Origin of the sequence: Uliginosibacterium sp. 31-12 (assembly GCF_030548425.1) — a bacterium.
Lineage (GTDB): Bacteria > Pseudomonadota > Gammaproteobacteria > Burkholderiales > Rhodocyclaceae > Uliginosibacterium > Uliginosibacterium aquaticum.
The window spans coordinates 102,772-120,772 of sequence record NZ_JAUOOA010000001.1 but is presented as its reverse complement, the minus strand read 5'-3'; the positions used below and the strand labels follow the sequence as shown (position 1 = coordinate 120,772).

Annotated in this window: 20 protein-coding genes; 6 read left to right on the top strand and 14 right to left on the bottom strand. The window is 62.5% G+C overall.

Going from position 1 to position 18,001, the window contains the following annotated elements:
* Positions 1-15 precede the first annotated feature (15 nt).
* The 6 genes from Q3Y64_RS00585 to Q3Y64_RS00560 all read right to left on the bottom strand — a co-directional run bounded on the left by Q3Y64_RS00585 (position 16) and on the right by Q3Y64_RS00560 (position 3,988).
* Entirely contained in the window at positions 16-201 is a 186-nt protein-coding gene (locus tag Q3Y64_RS00585; RefSeq protein WP_158239209.1) for a putative motility protein, read from the bottom strand.
* Positions 202-284: 83 nt separating this feature from the next.
* A complete protein-coding gene (locus tag Q3Y64_RS00580) occupies positions 285-1,520 on the bottom strand; it encodes a nucleoside recognition domain-containing protein (protein ID WP_303559383.1) in 1,236 nt (411 codons plus the stop codon).
* A 1-nt stretch (position 1,521) separates the two neighbouring features.
* Positions 1,522-2,661 (bottom strand): hypothetical protein, encoded by a 1,140-nt coding sequence (locus Q3Y64_RS00575; protein WP_303559381.1) that lies wholly within the window; start codon positions 2,659-2,661, stop codon positions 1,522-1,524.
* 66 nt (positions 2,662-2,727) lie between these two features.
* Complete coding sequence (locus Q3Y64_RS00570) at positions 2,728-3,222, bottom strand: YajQ family cyclic di-GMP-binding protein (protein ID WP_101942336.1); 495 nt, start codon at positions 3,220-3,222, stop codon at positions 2,728-2,730.
* A 145-nt stretch (positions 3,223-3,367) separates the two neighbouring features.
* On the bottom strand, positions 3,368-3,688 hold the full coding sequence (locus Q3Y64_RS00565) for a pyrimidine/purine nucleoside phosphorylase (RefSeq protein WP_170021901.1): 321 nt from the start codon (positions 3,686-3,688) through the stop codon (positions 3,368-3,370).
* 75 nt (positions 3,689-3,763) lie between these two features.
* Complete coding sequence (locus Q3Y64_RS00560; RefSeq protein ID WP_101942334.1) at positions 3,764-3,988, bottom strand: DUF2788 domain-containing protein; 225 nt, start codon at positions 3,986-3,988, stop codon at positions 3,764-3,766.
* A gap of 155 nt (positions 3,989-4,143) precedes the next feature.
* Between Q3Y64_RS00560 and Q3Y64_RS00555 the strand changes: the two genes are divergently transcribed.
* A complete protein-coding gene (locus Q3Y64_RS00555; protein WP_303559375.1) occupies positions 4,144-4,908 on the top strand; it encodes a hypothetical protein in 765 nt (254 codons plus the stop codon).
* Between the two features lie 63 nt (positions 4,909-4,971).
* On the opposite strand, the gene argF is transcribed toward Q3Y64_RS00555, so the two are convergent.
* Together argF and rpsT are read right to left on the bottom strand one after the other, a co-directional pair.
* Positions 4,972-5,898: an ornithine carbamoyltransferase gene (gene argF / locus Q3Y64_RS00550; RefSeq protein WP_303559373.1), complete on the bottom strand. Its 927-nt coding sequence runs from the start codon at positions 5,896-5,898 to the stop codon at positions 4,972-4,974.
* Between the two features lie 148 nt (positions 5,899-6,046).
* On the bottom strand, positions 6,047-6,319 hold the full coding sequence (gene rpsT / locus Q3Y64_RS00545) for a 30S ribosomal protein S20 (RefSeq protein ID WP_101942331.1): 273 nt from the start codon (positions 6,317-6,319) through the stop codon (positions 6,047-6,049).
* A 157-nt stretch (positions 6,320-6,476) separates the two neighbouring features.
* On the opposite strand from rpsT, the gene murJ reads away from it, so the two are divergent.
* The gene (murJ, locus tag Q3Y64_RS00540) at positions 6,477-8,015 is read left to right on the top strand and encodes a murein biosynthesis integral membrane protein MurJ (RefSeq protein WP_303559371.1); all 1,539 of its coding nucleotides are present in this window, start codon (positions 6,477-6,479) and stop codon (positions 8,013-8,015) included.
* Between the two features lie 6 nt (positions 8,016-8,021).
* Here the strand turns inward: murJ and Q3Y64_RS00535 are convergent, their stop codons facing one another.
* On the bottom strand, positions 8,022-9,791 hold the full coding sequence (locus Q3Y64_RS00535; RefSeq protein ID WP_303559369.1) for a M61 family metallopeptidase: 1,770 nt from the start codon (positions 9,789-9,791) through the stop codon (positions 8,022-8,024).
* A 195-nt stretch (positions 9,792-9,986) separates the two neighbouring features.
* Between Q3Y64_RS00535 and pelA the strand changes: the two genes are divergently transcribed.
* A complete protein-coding gene (pelA, locus tag Q3Y64_RS00530) occupies positions 9,987-11,570 on the top strand; it encodes a pectate lyase (RefSeq protein WP_303559367.1) in 1,584 nt (527 codons plus the stop codon).
* 36 nt (positions 11,571-11,606) lie between these two features.
* Here the strand turns inward: pelA and Q3Y64_RS00525 are convergent, their stop codons facing one another.
* Positions 11,607-12,545: a LysR family transcriptional regulator gene (locus Q3Y64_RS00525; protein ID WP_303559365.1), complete on the bottom strand. Its 939-nt coding sequence runs from the start codon at positions 12,543-12,545 to the stop codon at positions 11,607-11,609.
* A 121-nt stretch (positions 12,546-12,666) separates the two neighbouring features.
* Here Q3Y64_RS00525 and Q3Y64_RS00520 point away from each other — a divergent pair, with 121 nt between their 5' ends.
* The 3 genes from Q3Y64_RS00520 (at position 12,667) to Q3Y64_RS00510 (ending at position 15,284) form a co-directional block, all read left to right on the top strand.
* The gene (locus Q3Y64_RS00520; protein WP_303559363.1) at positions 12,667-13,410 is read left to right on the top strand and encodes an SDR family oxidoreductase; all 744 of its coding nucleotides are present in this window, start codon (positions 12,667-12,669) and stop codon (positions 13,408-13,410) included.
* A gap of 140 nt (positions 13,411-13,550) precedes the next feature.
* Complete coding sequence (locus Q3Y64_RS00515; protein ID WP_303559361.1) at positions 13,551-14,225, top strand: glutathione binding-like protein; 675 nt, start codon at positions 13,551-13,553, stop codon at positions 14,223-14,225.
* Positions 14,226-14,351: 126 nt separating this feature from the next.
* A complete protein-coding gene (locus tag Q3Y64_RS00510; RefSeq protein ID WP_303559359.1) occupies positions 14,352-15,284 on the top strand; it encodes a dihydroorotate oxidase in 933 nt (310 codons plus the stop codon).
* Between the two features lie 63 nt (positions 15,285-15,347).
* On the opposite strand, the gene moaE is transcribed toward Q3Y64_RS00510, so the two are convergent.
* From moaE to mobB, 4 genes are all read right to left on the bottom strand, one after another.
* The gene (gene moaE, locus Q3Y64_RS00505) at positions 15,348-15,788 is read right to left on the bottom strand and encodes a molybdopterin synthase catalytic subunit MoaE (protein WP_303559357.1); all 441 of its coding nucleotides are present in this window, start codon (positions 15,786-15,788) and stop codon (positions 15,348-15,350) included.
* 97 nt (positions 15,789-15,885) lie between these two features.
* Positions 15,886-16,140 carry a molybdopterin converting factor subunit 1 gene (gene moaD, locus Q3Y64_RS00500; RefSeq protein WP_101942323.1) on the bottom strand — a complete coding sequence of 85 codons (255 nt, stop codon included), beginning with the start codon at positions 16,138-16,140 and terminating at the stop codon, positions 15,886-15,888.
* Entirely contained in the window at positions 16,137-17,324 is a 1,188-nt protein-coding gene (gene glp, locus Q3Y64_RS00495; protein ID WP_303559354.1) for a gephyrin-like molybdotransferase Glp, read from the bottom strand. Before glp ends, moaD begins: the two co-directional genes overlap by 4 nt.
* Before the next feature lie 71 nt (positions 17,325-17,395).
* Positions 17,396-17,899, bottom strand: coding sequence for a molybdopterin-guanine dinucleotide biosynthesis protein B (gene mobB, locus Q3Y64_RS00490; RefSeq protein ID WP_101942321.1), 504 nt, complete (start codon positions 17,897-17,899; stop codon positions 17,396-17,398).
* Between the last annotated feature and the right edge of the window lie 102 nt (positions 17,900-18,001).

Here is an 18,001-nt window from a genome sequence, read left to right as displayed (position 1 = left end):
AAATGGAGCCGTGCTCTAGGCGTAGGTGTTGATGACGCTGCCGGCCTTTCCGGGCTCGGGCGGCGGCTCAGCCTGGGCTTCCTTCTGCTGCTGGACCTGCGCCTCGACGAGCTGGCGAGTCTGCTGGGCCTGCATCTCGTTGGCTTTCTTCAAGACCTCGATCTGCACCTGGGTCTGCACATTCGGGGAAACGGACGACACGGCCATAGGGCCTCCTGCTCAATCTGCTGTGATGTGTCCACTTTAGCCGCCTCGCCCGTACCGCGCACGGGTACGACAGGCGTTCAGGCCGGGAAGAACAGGAAAGCCAGCAGCACCGCCGCGACCACACCGGCCAGATCCGCGATCAGGCAGCAAGGCACGGCATGCCGCGTATTGCGCACGCCGACGGCGCCGAAATACACCGCCACGACATAGAAAGTCGTATCCGCCGCGCCCTGGAACATGCAGGCGAGGCGCCCGGCGAAGCTGTCCGCACCGTAAGTCTTCATCGCATCAATCATCATGCCGCGCGCACCGCTACCAGAGAGCGGCTTCATCAGCGCAGTGGGCAAGGCAGGCACGATGTCTTCCGGCACACCAAGCAGGCTCAGCAACCAGGCCATGCCACGCATCAGGAAGTCCATGCCACCGCTGGCGCGGAACACGGCGATGCCGACGAGGATCGCCACCAGATACGGAATCACCATCACCGCAGTGCTGAAGCCTTCCTTCGCGCCTTCAATGAAAGCCTCGAAGGCCTGCACCTTCTTCCATGCCGCGAACCCCAGAAAGGCCACGATGATCGCAAACAGCGTGAAGCCGGAAACGAAGGCCGACTGGGCTGCCATCTGCTCCGCCGTCAGGCGCGCGAAATGCAGTAGGGTGCCGCCCACCGCCGCGCCCATGCCCAACAGCCAGGCCAGCACCACCGGATGCGCGAGGCGGATCTTCTGCACCCAAGCCACCGCCAGCAAGCCGAAGAGGGTCGAAAAAAAGGTCGCCAGCAAAATCGGCAGGAATACATCGGCCGGGTTGGCTGCGCCGAGCTGGGCACGGTAAGTCATGATGCTTACCGGGATCAGGGTCAGCCCGCTGGCGTTGAGCACGATGAACAGGATCTGCGCATCGCTGGCGCGATCAGGATCAGGATTGAGTTCCTGCAGCGCGCGCATGGCCTTGAGGCCCATCGGGGTGGCTGCATTGTCCAGCCCCAGCATGTTGGCGCCGATGTTCAGCAGCATCGCCCCTTGCGCAGGATGGCCCGCCGGCACGCCTGGAAACAGGCGCCGGAAGAGCGGATCGACGAGGCGTGCCAACAGCGCCACCGCGCCTGCTTGCTCGCCAACCTTCATGATGCCGAGCCAGAAGGTGAGCACGCCGGTGAGCCCGAGGCCAATCTCGAAGGCCGTCTTCGACATCACGAAGGATTCCTGCAGCACTCGCGAGAAGATGGCGGTGTCACCCAACCAAACGCATTGCACGAGGCAGGCCGCGAAAGCCGCGAAAAAGAAGAACAGCCAGACGACGTTGAGGACCACCTCAGACCTCTGCCTTTGCGCCCTCAGCCTTCTTCATCTCAAAGCGCAGCAGGGTCATCAGGGCATGGTCACCATGCGCCTTGAGCACCGGCGACACCTGGCGCACCACATCACGCGCTTCCTTGCGCCGCCCATTGCGCGCCAGGGCAATCGCGTAGGCGCCGCCGCACAGGCCAACCGCCCCCAGCACGGCCGGATTGGCGGCATACACCATGAAGCCGCGCATGGCTTCAGCCAGGTGGGTTTCGGCTTCGGACTGGTTGCGACGCAGCGCGATCAGGCCACGGGTCCAGTCGATGAAGGGCTGAGCCATTTCCTGCTGCACGCAATCCTGCGCCTTCTTGAGCACTGCTTCCGCCTGCTCGATTGAACCGAAGCGCGCCTCGCTGTTGGCCACATCGACCAGGCGCGACGAATCCGACGAGTTCAGTAGCAGCGCCCGACGCATGGCCGCCACCACCCCGGCACCATCGTTGGCCGCTGCACACAGGGAGGCATAGCGCATGTCAAACATGCCGGGAGCGCTCGCCTCGAGTTCAGCGTGCAGGCGGTCCAGCCGTTCGGTTTCCAGGGCCAGAGTCGTCTCACCCGAGCGGATGTGGATATAAGCCTCGCGGAAGGCGAAATCACTGCGCATGAGAAGTGGCTTGCCCCCACCCGCTTTGAGTTCGCTGATTAGCGCCAGCGCCCGCGACCATTCGCCCAGTGCGAAACTGCGCAGCATGTCGTTGTAGCGCTGCACATCACGGAATTTCCAGATCGGCCACAGCACGCTGCCCGCGAATAACAGTACAGCCGCCAGACACAGCCAGCCATCACCCGACCACAGACCCCACAGCAACAGCACAGCATCGATGGCCAGAAGCCAGCGCTGGCGCCGCAGCAGCTCGCGAATGAAGGTCGAATAGCCCGGCCGCTCACGGATGCGCAACTCGAATGCCGCTTGTTGCTGCGCCTGAGCCGGCGAAAGGCTGGCAAGATCCTCGCGCAGAGCCGCCACCCCTGGTTCATTGAAAAACTGCGGATCACTCAAGCCCTTGGCAAGCAAGGCTTCGCGCGCAGCCTCCAGCGTAGCGGCCTCGATATAGCCCTGCTTCTTGTTGCCCGCCGCATCTCGCGCCCGATACAGGATTTTTGCCACCCAACTACTCCCTGAGCACAGCTCCAAGCGCTAAGGGCTCCGCTCAAGCGGAGCCGCAATGAAAGCTCAGTCGCGGAAGTTGCCGGCCTTGACCGGAAAATCCGTCACCGACTTGCGAATCAAGGCGATGCATTCCTGCAGATCATCGCGCTTGGCGCCAGTCACCCGCACCGCATCACCCTGAATCGCCGCCTGAACCTTGAGCTTGGCATCCTTGATCATCTTCACGATCTTCTTGGCCAGTTCGCTCTCGATGCCACTCTTGATCTTGAAGACCTGCTTAACCTTGTTGCCCGAGATCGTCTCGATCTTCTCGCCATCAAGGCGCTTGGAACTCTCGGCTTCCTTCTTCTCCAGTGCGGGGAAGAGGATATCCTTGATCTGGTCGAGCTGGAAATCCGAGTCGCCAAACAGAGTGATCTGCTTGTCCTTCTCGTTGAAGTCGATCTTGGCGCTGGTGCCCTTGAAGTCGTAACGGTTGTCGATCTGGCGCGCGGCCACGTCGATCGCGTTCTTCAGGGCGACCATATCGGCTTCGGAAGTGAAATCAAATGAAGGCATGTTGTGCTCCCAATCTCAGTAGCTCGGAATTCCTTGAGGCGCATAGCGAGCGGAGCGCTGGCAAAGCGGCGCACACAGACGTACAGCGAGTACGTCAAGCACGCCAACGCAGCCAGCGCTTCGCGCACTAGCGCGGCAAGGAATTTCAGGCAAAGTGGCAGATGTAGTGATAGGCCTCGCCGCTGACTTCGATCTCGAAGCTGGAGTTGGCCGGCACATCGAAGCGCTGGCCTTCACCATAGCTCTTCCACTCGGTTTCGCCCTTGAGCAGCACGCGGCAGGAGCCGGCCACGGTTTCCATGATTTCGGCGGCGCCGGTGTTGAAGGTCAGCTTCGCGGGCAGGATCACACCGACCGACTTTTTGGTGCCGTCGGCCAGCACGATGCTGTGGCTGACGCACTTGCCGTCGAAATACACATTGGCTTTGGTGACGACCGAAACGGCGTCGAACTGGGTTTGACTCATTGCAGGAATTCCCGAAAAGGAAAAAGAAAAGGCTCCGGATTATAGCCGGAGCCCCTGCGCTAGCCGAGAGACGGATTACTGCGCCAGCATCTTGATAATCAATTCCTTGGCAATGAAACCGAACATGCCAAGCCCCAGGCCCATGAACATCCATAGCATGCCGTATTTGCCAGCTTTAGATTCGCGGGCGAGGTTCCAGATGATGAACACCATCCAGGCAATCAGGCCAGAGAGCAGGAATTTGAGGCACAGTTCGGCGAATTCTGGTTCGCTCAAACCGAAGATCATTGCTTGATTCATTTTGGCGGGGCTTCCGGCGGCATGTTATGGGCCTGCACGACTGCCGCTCGCCGTGCAAAACCCGAATGCTACGTGGCTCAACACAAAACAAAAACCCTTTCGCCAGCAGACTTTTCGGGCGTCCAGAGCGCACAGGAACACGCTAGAGTCTCGCTATGTGGAAAAAACTGCGTATCGCCATCCTGCTCTTCATTCTTGCCACGGTTGGCCTCAATGCCTGGCGCGCTCACAAGCAGACACGTGACTGGAGCAAGACCCTGCAAGTCTCGATCTTCCCCCTCAACGGCGATGGCAGTCCAGCAGCAGCCGCACGCATCGCCCGTCTGCAGGAAGACGACTTCAAGGATATTGAGGGCTTTTTCACCGAACAGGCCCAGGCCCACGGAGTGAACAACCCACGCCCGCTGCGGGTCAGCCTGCAACCCGCACTGAACGCCCTGCCCCCTTCCGCCCCCGCTCAACGCAGCGGGCTGGATGTGTTGCTATGGAGCCTGAAGCTGCGCTACTGGGCCTGGCAGCAGCCGGACGGCATGCCACGCGCCAACATCCGGGCCTTCGTCATCTTCTGGGATTCAGACGCCAATGGTGGCCGGGTGCCGGATTCACACGGGCTCGCCAAAGGGCAAATTGCCCTCAGCAACGTGCATTCCGCCCGCACCATGCAACGCAGCAACAACGTGGTGATCGCCCACGAAATCCTGCACACCATGGGCGCAACGGACAAATACGGATTCGACCTGCGACCACAATACCCCGCCGGCTTTGCAGAGCCAGACGCGAACCCGCGCTATCCGCAGCACCTGTGTGAAATCATGGCCGGACGCACCCCCATCTCGGAAACCGAACTCGAAATGCCGCACGCTCTCGCCGAATGCCTGATCGGTCCGCAGACCGCGCGGGAAGTTGGAATGAAGCCCTAAGGGCTCTTTGCAAGCAACAAAAAACCCGCCGAGGCGGGTCTCTTGTTGTTCAGGCAGGCCAGTTTAGCCCTGCACGCGGCCAACCACCAGAAACTCCAGCAGCGCTTTCTGTGCATGCAGGCGGTTCTCGGCCTCTTCCCACACCACGCTCTGCGGCCCGTCGATGACCTCTGAAGTCACCTCTTCGCCGCGATGCGCCGGCAAACAGTGCATGAACACCGCATCCTTGTCGGCCACCCGCATCATGTCGCCATCGACCTGATAGTCGGCGAAGTCGCGCAGGCGCGCCTCGTTCTCGGCTTCAAAGCCCATCGAGGTCCACACATCAGTGGTGATGATGTGAGCACCACGCGCAGCATCCATCGGATCGGCGAACTGCTCGTAGTGCGCCGATCCCGTGATGTTGGCCTTGGCCTGATCCACCTCGTAACCCTTCGGCGAGCTCACGTGCACCTTGAAGTCCAGCAGCTCGGCTGCCTGCAACCAGGTGTTGCACATGTTGTTGGTGTCACCGATCCAGGCCACGGTCTTGCCCTGAATGGAGCCATTGCGCTCGATCCAGGTGAAGATGTCGGCGAGGATCTGGCAGGGGTGAAACTCGTTGGTCAGACCATTGATCACCGGCACGCGTGAATTGGCTGCGAAGCGCTCGACGATGGTCTGTTCGAAGGTGCGGATCATCACCACGTCGCTCATGCGCGAGATGACCTGGGCCGCATCCTCCACCGGCTCGCCACGCCCCAGCTGGGAGTCGCGCGTATTCAGATAGATGGCGGAGCCACCGAGCTGGAACATGCCGGCCTCGAAAGACAGGCGCGTACGCGTGCTGGCCTTCTCGAAGATCATGACCAGGGTACGATCGAACAACGGGTGATAGGTCTCGTACCGCTTGAACCGATCCTTGATCCACTTGGCGCGGGCAAAGACGTAGTCGATTTCTTCGCGGGAGAGGTCCTTGAACTGCAGAAAATGTCTGGGCGCTTGGTTCATGATGCTCTTTCTCGGGCAGGGCTCGGCGCTGCCAAAGGGTCAGGGGCTCAATGTCTAGCGAAACAGGAAACGGAGAGACAAACGAAAAAGGGGCGCGACTCGCGTCACACCCCTTTTTGATCCCTGCCACCGAAGTGGCAGGACACAATCAGGCAGCAGCGCCCATCGCCTTGATGGCGGCGGACAGGCGGCTCTTGTGACGAGCAGCTACGTTCTTGTGCACGATGTCCTTGTCAGCGATGCTGTCGATGATGCTGACAGACTGCTGGAACACTTGTTGAGCGGCTGCCTTGTCGCCGGCATCCACAGCCTTGCGCACGGCCTTCACAGCGGTACGCAGACGTGAACGCAGGCTGGCGTTGTGAGCGCGGGCCACGAGTGCCTGACGTGCGCGCTTGCGGGCTTGAGCGGAATTGGCCATTTGTTCTGTCTTCGGTAAGAATTACGCGGAAAGGCGGACTATAGCCGGAAGCTCTTTGCCTTGCAAGCCCCTTGAGCTCCTCGCGTGCAGGTGCGGTGCTATTATTCGCCGCTTCCAGCGCACCTGCCGGCCTGTACCCGCCGACCTTTCCCCTGCCATGAACCTGCTCAAGGCGCTTGCCACCGTCAGTGGCCTCACCCTGCTTTCGCGTGTCCTCGGCCTGGTCCGCGAAATGCTGGTCGCCAATCTTTTTGGCGCTGGCATGCTCACTGACGCCTTCAATGTTGCTTTCCGCCTGCCCAACCTGCTACGCCGCCTGTTTGCCGAGGGGGCGTTTTCGCAGGCTTTCGTGCCCATTCTGGCCGAGTACCGCAGCCAGCGTGGCGAAGCGGAAACACATGCTCTGATCAATCATGTCGCCAGCCTGCTCGGGCTGATCGTACTCGTGGTGTCCGTTCTCGGCGTGATCGCGTCGCCCTGGATCATCCACGCCACAGCCGGCGGCTTCGCGCGCAACCCGGAAAAATTTGCGCTGACGGTCGAGCTGACCCGGATCACCTTCCCTTATATCTTCTTCATGGCCATGGTGGCGCTCTCCGCGGGCGTTCTGAACACCTGGAGCCGCTTCTCGATCCCGGCCTTCACGCCGGTGCTACTGAATCTCTCTTTCATCGGCATGGCCCTCTTTGCCGCCCCGCATTTCGACCAGCCGGTAGAGGCGCTGGCCTGGGGGGCCTTCATTGGTGGTTGCCTGCAACTCGCGCTACAGATACCGGCCCTTGCAAAGATCGGCATGCTGCCGCGCTTCGCTCTATCGACCAAGGATCCGGGCGTAATGCGCATTCTCAAGCTGATGGGGCCTGCCACGCTGGGCGTATCCGTGGCACAGGTGAGCTTGCTGATCAATACAGCCTTCGCTTCCTGGCTGCCGACCGGCAGTGTCTCCTGGCTCAATTACGCTGATCGCCTGATGGAGTTCCCGCTGGGCCTGCTTGGTGCAGCGCTGGGCACCATCCTGCTGCCCAGCCTGTCGAAAATGAAGGCACAGAACGACGCAGCCGGTTTTTCAGCCACCCTGGACTGGGGCCTGCGCGTTGCCTTGTTGCTCACCGCGCCGGCGGCCGTAGGCATGATGCTGCTGGCCGTGCCCCTTGCGGCGACCCTGTTCCAGCACGGCGCCTTCACAGCCGCAGACACCCTGCAGACGCGTGATGCCTTGCTAACCTACAGCGTGGGCCTGATCGGCCTGATCTGCGTGAAGATCCTTGCTCCTGCTTTCTATTCCCGCCAGGACATCCGCGCTCCACTCAAGTACGCGTTGGTCTCGCTGACGGCTACCCAGCTGATGAACCTGCTCTTCATCTTCGTACTGGATTTACGCCATGCAGGCCTCGCCCTCTCGATCAGCCTTGCCGCCACACTGAACGCAGCTCTGCTCTATCGTGGCCTGCGCCGCCGTGAAGCCTTCCATCCCAGCGCTGGCTGGCCGGTTTTCGGTGCCAAGCTGCTACTAGCCTTGCTGGTCCTGGGCGGCACCCTGCAACTGGGCATGGGCGCGCAGAGCGACTGGCTCACCCACAGCACGCTGTGGCGGCTGGGCCATCTGGCCCTGGTAATGGGGGGCGGCATGTTTGCCTATTTCGCCACCCTGTTCGCACTTGGTTTCCGCCTGCAAGACTTCAAACGCCGCGCCTGAACAGCTTCAGGCGCGCTTCAGCCACCCCTGCAGCAGGGCGTTGTCCGTCGCCCCGGAGGCCAGTGCCAACAGGCACTCGTCGACGCGCGGCGCGGCCAGCAACACAGCACAGCGCAGCAACTCATCGCGACGAAAAACGAGGATCTCCAGTGCGTCGCCGACGCTGCAGCGGGCGAGCAGGCTCTCGAGATTGCTGCCAGTCACCCGTAATCCGTTCAGTGCGACCAGCTCATCTCCCGCCGACAGACCTGCCGCTTGCGCCGTGCCACCATCGAGCACATTGGCGAGTTTCAGCACATTACCCTCGGTGCGCGTGCGCAGGCCCAGCCCGCCACTGCGCGAACCAGACTTGCGGCTCAGGCTGATGCCGAAAGGCTTCAGCAGCTTCGCCAGTGGCACATCCTCCGTGCCCTCAGCCCAACGAGCCACCTCACGCCGCACATCCACGCCGGTCGCAGCCTTGATGATGGCCGGCATGGCCCCCTCGGGCACGCCGGCCGAGTCCGCCCCGTAGTGCTGCCACAGATGGCGCATCACATCGTCGAGCGATTTCGCGCCGCCGGTCTTGGCGCGGATCGTGAGATCCAGGCCAAAAGCGACCAGCGCACCCTTCTGGTAGTAACTGACGATGGCGTTCGGGCTGTTTTCGTCCTGGCGGTAATACTTGGTCCAGGCATCGAAGGAAGAGTCGGCCACGCTCTGTTTGAGACGCCCGCCATTGCGTTCGACCGCGGTGATGTTCTTCGCCATCAGCCCCAGATACTCGGCCGGGGTAATCAGCCCCGCGCGTAGCAGGGCGAGATCGTCGTAATAAGAAGTAAACCCCTCGAACACCCACAACAGGCGGGTGTAGTTCTCTTCCTGCAGACGGTAAGGTGTAAAGACCGCCGGCTTGATGCGTTTGACATTCCATGCATGAAAATACTCATGACTGCATAGTCCCAGGAAAGTCCGGTAGCCCTCGCTCATGTTGTGCTCGCCCGGCACCGGCAGATCATTGCGCGAGCATATCAGTGCGGTGCTGTCGCGATGCTCCAGGCCACCATAGCCCTCGCCCACCACCAGCGTCATGAACAGATACTGGCTGAAAGGCGGGCGCTTGCCAAAATGGGCCAGCACGGCTTCACAAGCCTTCTTGAGGTCTGAAGCAAGGCGCTGGGCATCGAACACGGCACGCCCGGTAATGACCATCTCGTGCGGCACGCCCCCCGCTTCGAACTTCACCGACTGCCAGGCCCCCATTTCAACCGGGTGATCGATCAGCGTGTCGTAATCCGGTGCTTCACGCAGGCCGAAACCGGCTTTATCTACGCTGCGCTTCGTCGCCACGGGCAAGGTAGTGGCCACTTTCCAGCGCTCAAAATCAGCACCTTCCGGGCGGCGGATGTCGACCCGGTGCGGCTGCTTTTCACGCCCCGCCACCTGCAGGAAAAGCTGGGTGCCGTTGAAGAAGCCGTGACTCTGATCCAGGTGCGCGCAGCGCACCGACAGGTCCCAAGCATAAACCACGCTCTCGACCACCAGCGCCAAATCCGGATCGAGCCTGGCAGTGCGCCAGGAATGCTTGTCCAGCTTCTCCAGTGCCACAGCCTTGCCGCCCTGACTGGCCCGGATTTCAACGATATTGCGGGCGAACTCGCGAATCATGTAGCTGCCGGGAATCCAGGCCGGCAGGCGGAGGATTTCGCCCGTTACCTGAGGCGCGGCCAGCGTGAGCGTGACACTGAACAAATGGGCTTGTGGATTGCGGGCTTCAACGCGGTATTCGATGCTCATAGTCGGGAGTCGGGAGTCGGGAGTCGCTCCATCGTAGCTGATCACAGAGGCCCAGCAAAAAAACCGCTCATCCCGCAGCAAGTGGCGACGAACGGCATTCCGACAGCCGTTCGTCGGGATTTAGTCCTCTTTCAACACTAATTATCTAGGGTTTACCCCTATCAGCGTTCCAACCCTCCAAGAAAGCCTCGCCGCATGCACCTCATCCGCCGTACGAGTTTCATCATCCTGTCCTCGCTGTTCATTTCCGCGAGCCTTGCCCAGACGCCGGTCAGCAACAATGCACCGCCCACTGGCAGCGCCCCTGCCCGCGCCGGCAGTGTGCTGAAGACCGTGGCCCTGATCATGGGTGAGCCCAACTACTCGATCGATGGTGGCTACGAGGAACTGGAAGAAGGCCTCTACTCGCAACCGGAGCTGCTCCCTGGCGAGCGCATGCTGGCGCCGCTGAACGCCATCATCCTCGGCCTGGGTGGCGAAGCGGAGCTGGATCCTGCGCAACAGACCGCCCGCTTCACCCTCAACGGCAAGACGCTGCTGCTCAAGGCGGGGCAGACGACTGTTCGCGTTGGCAACTCCGATGTGCAGGCCGATATCGCTCCACAGTGGCGTAACGCCAATCTGTGGGTGTCCGCGCACTGGGTCTTCGATCAGTTCGGTGCCTACTCCAAGTGGGACAAGACCCGCCAGCGCTACACAGCCTCCCTGATCCTGCCCGCCGGCAACAAGGTGGCCGGTGTGGCCAAGGGTGGCCCGGTCGTCGAAAGCAATCTGGACAAGCAGGATGCCGCCTTCTGGGCCAGCGCTGAGGGCCGCAAGGTGGCCGGCGTGATCATCGGCTATCAGAACGCCGATGGCGGCTGGCCCAAACTGGAACGCGATGCCAGCCTCACGGTGCCGGTTAACCGCGCCGCCCTGAGTGGCTTCAAAGCCAAATCCACCATCGATAACGACGCCACCACCAAGCAACTCAAGGCGCTGGCGGCGGCCTACCGCAGCCATCCCGACGAAGTAATCCGAGCCAGCATTGATCGCGGCCTCGACTACCTGCTCTCCGCCCAGCAGCCCAGCGGCGGCTGGCAGCAGTACTGGCCGGCACCGCAAGGCTACAAGTCGCACATCACCTTCAATGACAACGCAATGGCAAATGTGCTCGAAGTGTTGCGCGACGTCGCCCAGTTGCGCGACGACTTCGCCTTCGTCAGCCCGGTACAGGCCAAGCGCGCCAGCGTTGCGTATGACACAGGCCTTGCGCTAATTCTGCGTACGCAGATCCGCATCGGCAGCAAGCGCACCGGCTGGTGCGCCCAGTACGACGTCGAAAATCTGCAGCCGGCCATGGGGCGTGCTTTCGAGCTGCCCTCGATCAGCGGTGGTGAAAGCGTGAATGTGGTGCGCTTCCTGATGAGTGTCGAAAAACCCGCACCGGAGATCGTGCAGGCCGTTCAGGATGCGGTGGCATGGCTAGACAGCGCCAAGCTCAGCGGCCTCAAGCGCGCGCGCCGCGAAGACCGGACGCTCGAGTACGGCTTTGACTTCGTGATGGAAAAAGGCAACAGCGACGACGTGACCTGGGCCCGCTTCTACGACCTGCAACAGGGCAAGCCGCTGTTCTCGGCGCGCGACAGCAAACCGCGCAGCCGTTTCGAAGAAGTGAGCTACGAGCGCCGCGTGAAGTACAACTGGTTCACCACCGAGGCCGCACCGCTGCTCAAACAGGAATATCCGGCCTGGGTGCAACGCAATGGCCTGAAATCGGTGCTCACCAAGCGCAACTGAGCGTCCTCAGGCTGGCCGCTGCAACGGCCAGCCCTGTCACAGCGGCTGCCGGACCCGTTCCTCCGCGGGTCCGGCAGGCTCGCCCGGCGCGGACAAAGCCGTCACCAGCACATCGAAGACCCGCCGGATGCGCGCCGGCACCGGCCCGCGCTGGGGCCGATAAACATAGATGTTCCAAGGCTCGGGCGCGACTTCGAGCAAGACCTCTTCGAGCCGGCCCGCCACCAAATGCGGCTCGGCCAGCAAACCCGGGATCTGACCGAAAGCCATGCCGGCCAGCACCGCCTGGGCCTCGGTTTCCGCATCGTCGCAAATGAAGGCGGTGCGCTCCGGATGAAACTGCTGGCCGCCGGCAAACAGCCAGGGCCAGGGGCGGCCACTCCCCTTATCAAGCATCGCGCTGGTCGGCAGCGCATGCAGATCCTCGATCCGCAGCGGACGCCCTACTCGCGCGATCAGCGCCGGCGTAGCCACCACATGAAAGGAGAGGCGGGATACCCGTCGCGCGATGAAGCGGTTGTCGCGCAGGAAACCGATGCGCACGCCGACATCGATCTGCTCGTCCACTACGTCCGCAACCTGGTCCGACAAGCGCAGATCGAAGCTCAGGCCAGGATGCGCAGCGGAGAGTGCCGCCAGCGCCGGCATCAGGCGCAAGCGCCCCAGGGCCAGTGGCGCCGCAATCCGCACTCTGCCCGCGATCTCGCCTTCAGCCGCCTCGCCGCGCTGCGGAAAGAGCTGATCCACCTGCTGCACGCCTTCGCAGGCGCGCGCCGCAAAAGCCTCGCCAAAAGCCGTGATCCGCACCTGCCGCGTGCTGCGATGAAACAGCAGCTCGCCCAGCGACTCTTCCAGCTCCTTCACCGCCCGGGTCACCACCTGCGGCGAAATGCCCATGCGCACCGCCGCGTCCTTGAAGCTGGTGGCCTCCGCCGCTGCCACAAAGATGCGCAGCATTTCGAGCCGGTTGAGCATGGTTTTAATTCCTTAAAATGGAATTCTGAAATCTTAACGTTTCCATTTATCGGCACAAAGAGTCTTTGCATACTGTCTCCATCGCTTCCGCTTTTCCCTCTGCCCCCGAAAGGACATGAACATGAGCCAGAACATCGAATCCAAGGTTGTCATCATCACCGGCGCCAGCTCCGGCATCGGCGCGGCCACCGCTCGCCTCCTCGCCTCGCGCGGTGCAGCTGTGGTGCTCGCCGCCCGCCGGGCCGACAAGCTCGAAGCCCTCGCCGCCGAGATCCGCGCGGCCGGCGGCAAGGCCGAAGCGGTGGTCACCGACGTGACCCGCGCCGACGATCTGCAAGCCCTCGTCGCCACCGCGCAACGGGTGTTCGGCCGGGTGGACGTACTGATCAACAACGCCGGGCTGATGTCCATCGCCCCGCTCACCGAGCTGAAAGTCGACGAGTGGGAACGCATGATCGACATCAACATCAAGGGCGTGCTCTACGGCATCGCCGCCGCCCTGCCCGTCTTCCAGCAGCAAGGCAGCGGCCATTTCATCAACGTCGCCTCGGTGGCCGGCCTCAAGGTGTTCAGCCCCGGCGGCACGGTGTATAGCGGCACAAAGTTCGCCGTGCGCGCCATCTCCGAAGGCCTGCGCCATGAAGTCGGCGGCAGCATCCGCACCACCACCATCGAGCCGGGCGCGGTGGATTCCGAACTCAAGCTGGGCAGCTCCCACGAGCAAAGCTCAGCCTTCGTGAAGGATTTCTACAAGATCGCCATCCCGGCCGACGCCGTAGCACGTGCGATTGCGTATGCCATCGAGCAGCCGGCGGATGTGGACATCAACGAGATCGTGCTGCGCCCCACGGTGCAGGAGTTCTGAACGGGACGCCTCCCGGCGCCGCTTGCCTGAGCGCGCTTTTCGCAGTGCAATGACGCTTCTTCGCACCCGGGCCCGCCCCGGGTGCAGCCTCTTCTGCCCGGCCCTGACCGGGCATGCCTTTTCATCTCCGGAGACGCCCGATGATCGACCTGTTCTACGCCCCTACGCCCAACGGCCACAAGATCACCATCCTGCTCGAGGAGCTGGGCCTGCCGTATCGCATCATCCCGATCAACATCCGCAAGAATGACCAGTTCCTGCCGAGCTTTCTGGCAACGGCACCAAATAACCGCATCCCGGCCATTCGTGACCCTGACTTCCCCGGTGGCCCGCTGAACCTGATGGAGTCCGGCGCCATCCTTACCGTGCTGGCCGAAACGCACGGCAAGTTTCTGCCCTCCGCGGGCCATGCCCGCGCCCAGGTGCTGCAGTGGCTCAACTGGCAGATGGGCGGGCTCGGCCCAATGGCTGGCCAGAACCATCACTTCAACCAGTTCGCGCCGGAGAAGATTCCGTATGCGATGAAGCGCTACACGGATGAGACCGCGCGCCTCTACGGCGTGCTGAACAAGCAACTGGACGGCCGCGATTACGTGGCGGGCGACTACTCGATTGCCGACATGGCGATCTACCCCTGGGTGCTGCTGCACGAACGCCAGCAGATGGATATGACGCAGTTCCCCCACATCGTCGCCTATCTGGAACGCATGGCGGCTCGCCCGGCGGTGCAGCGCGCCTATGCCGAAGGCGCAAAATTCGACTGGGACGCCAGCCTCACCGAAGAGCGTCTGCAGACGCTGCTGAAGCAGGCCTGAAATCCTCAGCCAGCGGAGCAGAGGCTCGCCCCGGGCCTCTGCAAGTCTTGATGTGTCCCAGAAGGCACTTGCGGCGAACCGTCTAGAATCCGGCTTCCCCCTCAAAAAAAGCTGGAAGCCGAATCCATGAGCCTGTTGTCTGCCTCACTGCTTGGCATCAAGTTTGCCAATCCGCTCCTCAACGCCTCCGGCGTGCACTGCCGCTACACCGATGAACTCGACGCGCTGGCCGCCAGCGCCGCCGGCAGCCTGATCACAAAAAGCTGCACCCTGCTCGAGCGCGAGGGCAACCCCGAGCCACGCTACGCCGCTACAGCGCTGGGCAGCATCAACTCCATGGGCCTGCCCAACCAGGGCTATGCCTACTACCTCGACTACGCCAGGCGCCACAACTACGCTGCCAAGCCGCTGTTCTTCTCAGTGGCAGGCCTGTCCCTGGAAGACAATCTGACGATGATGGCAGCCATACGCGACGCCTATATCCCGGCCATCGTCGAGCTCAATCTCTCCTGCCCCAACGTGCCGGGCAAGCCGCAGATCGCCTACGATTTCGAAGCCATGGACCGCATGCTGGCCGCCGTAAGCGCTGAATATGCGCTGCCTTTCGGCGTGAAGATGCCGCCCTATTTCGATATCGCCCACTTCGACGCCGCCGCGGCGATCCTCAACAAATACCCGCTGGTGGCCTTCGTCACCTGCATCAACTCGATCGGCAACGCATTGGTGATCGATATCGAGAACGAGAGCGTGGTGATCAAGCCCAAGGATGGCTTCGGCGGCATCGGCGGGGATTACGTGCTCCCCACCGCGCTGGCCAACGTGAATGCCTTCTACCGACGCTGCCCCGACAAGCAGGTGATCGGCTGCGGCGGTGTAAAAAGTGGCGAACAGGTATTCATGCATCTGCTGGCCGGCGCTTCGTTGGTTCAGGTCGGCACGGCCCTGCATGAAGACAGCCCGCGCATCTTTGCGCGCCTGAACCGCGAACTGAGCGCCATCATGGAGCGCAAGGGCTATCGCAGCATCGAAGCGCTGCGCGGCAAGCTGAAGACGCTGTAAGCGCCGGTCTGCACGGCGCTATCTATTGTTGGAGCGAGGCGCGCCTCGCTCCAACGAGAAACATCACGCCCAGCGCGTCAGCGCCGCTTCATCGCTCTCACGCGCATCCACCCAGCGGCTACCAGCCGGAGTTTCCTCCTTCTTCCAGAAGGGTGCGCGGGTTTTGAGATAATCCATGATGAACGCACAGGCCTCGAAAGCCGCCTGGCGGTGACTGCTGGCCACGCCCACGAAGACGATGCGCTCGCCCGGCAAGAGCCGCCCCACGCGATGGATCACGCGCACGCCGAGCAGCGGCCAACGCGCGCAGGCCTCGTCCACGATGCCGGCCAGCGCCTTCTCGGTCATCGCCGGATAATGCTCCAGGCTCATCGCCACGAGGCCGCCGTCGCCGCGCACATGGCCGACGAAAGTCGCCACGGCGCCCACATCGCTGCGCCCGGCGGTGAGCGCGACGCACTCGGCACCGAGATCAAAATCCTGCTCTTGAACGCTGACTGTCATCGTGCTTTCTCCGTAGCCCGAATGCAGCGAAACGCAATCCGGGATCGCTCCCCAAAGCCCCTGATTTCACTACGTTTCATCTGGGCTACACCTGTTTTCAGCCGCCCGTTACGGGCGGGAAGAAGGCGATCTCGTCACCATCCTTGATCGCCGCGCCGGCCTGCGCAAGCTCCTGATTCACCGCCGCACGCACCGCCTTGCCGGGTGCCAGCGCAGTCCAGTCACCGCCACGTGCGCACAAGCTCTCGCGCAGGGCGCCCACGGTCACCACGCCCGGCGGCAGATCAAAGTGTTCCTCGCTGCGGCCGAGCGCCTCGCGCAGGCTCGCAAAATACAGGATCGTCACACTCACAGACCGTCTCCAAGAGGGATGTAGGACACCAGATCACCCGGCTGGATAATCTGCCCCGGCGGATTGCTGACCAGGCCATCGGCCCAGGCGCAGGAGCTGAGCACGCCACTGCCCTGCTTCGGAAACAGCTCCAGCCCGCCCGCCTGATTGCGCCGCACGCGCAGAAACTCGCGCAGCGCGCCAGCCTTTGGCCAGCTGAAGTCTGCACGCGCCTGCACAGCCTGCGGCAGCACCTCGGTTTCGCCCTGGCGGCGACGGATATAGGGTCGCGCCAGCATCAGGAAGGTGGCATAGCTCGACACCGGGTTGCCCGGCAGCCCGATAAAGGGCGTCTCGCCCACACGCCCCAGCGCGAAAGGCTTGCCGGGCTTGATGGCAATCTTCCAGGTCTCCAGCGCGCCTTCAGTTATGACAGCCGCCTTGACGTGATCCTCCTCGCCCACCGACACGCCGCCACAGGTCAGCACCAGATCGTGGCCCACTGCCGCCTCGCGCAAGGCCGAGCGTGTCGCCCCCAGATCATCCGGCACGATGCCCAGATCCGTCACCACACAGCCCAGGGCGCCCAGCAGACCGTGCAACACGTAGCGGTTGGAGTTATAGATCTGGCCGGACCGCAGCGGTGCGCCCGGCGTCACCAGCTCATCACCGGTGAAGAACACCGCAACCCTCAGACGGGCAAACACCTCAACCTGCGCCACACCAATGGAAGCCAGCAGCCCCAGATGCGCAGCCCCCAGGCGGGTACCGGCGGAAAGCACGACGCTGCCGCTGGCAATATCCTCACCGGCACGGCGAATGTTCTCACCCACGCCAGGGGCATGCTCGACGCGCACCGCCTCGCCCTCAGCGATGCATTTCTCCTGCATCACGACGGCATTGGCACCAAGCGGAATCGGCGCCCCCGTAAAGATGCGGGCAGCCGTACCCGGACGCAATGCCACCGGGGCGCTGCCGGCCGGGATGCGCTGACTCACCTCAAGCAAGGCGCCAGGCGCCACATCCTCCACACGTAAGGCATAGCCATCCATGGCAGAGTTATCCGCCGGTGGTACATCGAGGCTGGCCCGTATCGGGCTAGCCAGTACCCGACCGGCAGCCGCCAGCAGATCTACAGTTTCGCGCCCGACGACTGGAGTTGCCGCGGCCAGCAGGGTTTGGAGGGCTTGTTCGTAGCTCAGCATTTTCGGTAGTAGGAAGACGGAAGACGGAAGACGAGGGAGTGTGAAACGCGCAGACCGGCAGCGGCCTTGATTCAGGCCAGTTTCAGGAACTGCAGGATCCACTCTGCAATGGCCGGTGGATCGTTCAGCGCCAGCACCGGCAAGTCGCTTTCGAGCGACGCATCGCTGGCAATCGCTACCACCTCGGGAAATTCGGCGTGGAAGAAGGGCTTGCCCAGCGCAGGACGATGGACTTCTATCTTGGCCAGCTCGGCGGATTTGAACCCCTCCACCAGAACCAGATCACACGGAGAGAGCCGGGCCAGCAACTCGGTCAGCGAGGCTTGCGGCTCCTCACGCAACTCACGCATCAGCGCCCAGCGCTGCTCGCCGGCCAGCATCACCTCACTGGCTCCGGCCGCGCGAAAGCGGAAGGAATCCTTGCCGGGCTTGTCGATATCAAAGCCGTGGTGGGTATGCTTGATCAGCGACACACGCAGGCCGCGCGCAGTGAAGAGCGGAATCAGGGCTTCGATCAGGGTCGTCTTGCCGGAACCTGACCAGCCGGAAATACCGAAGGTTTTTGCGGAATTCATGCGCGGATTGTATGCCGGCCAGAAGCAGAACCTATCCACCCTGACGGTGAGGTTTTTGCGCCGAATCATCAAGCTTCCTGCCGTCGAGGCCGTTATTACCGG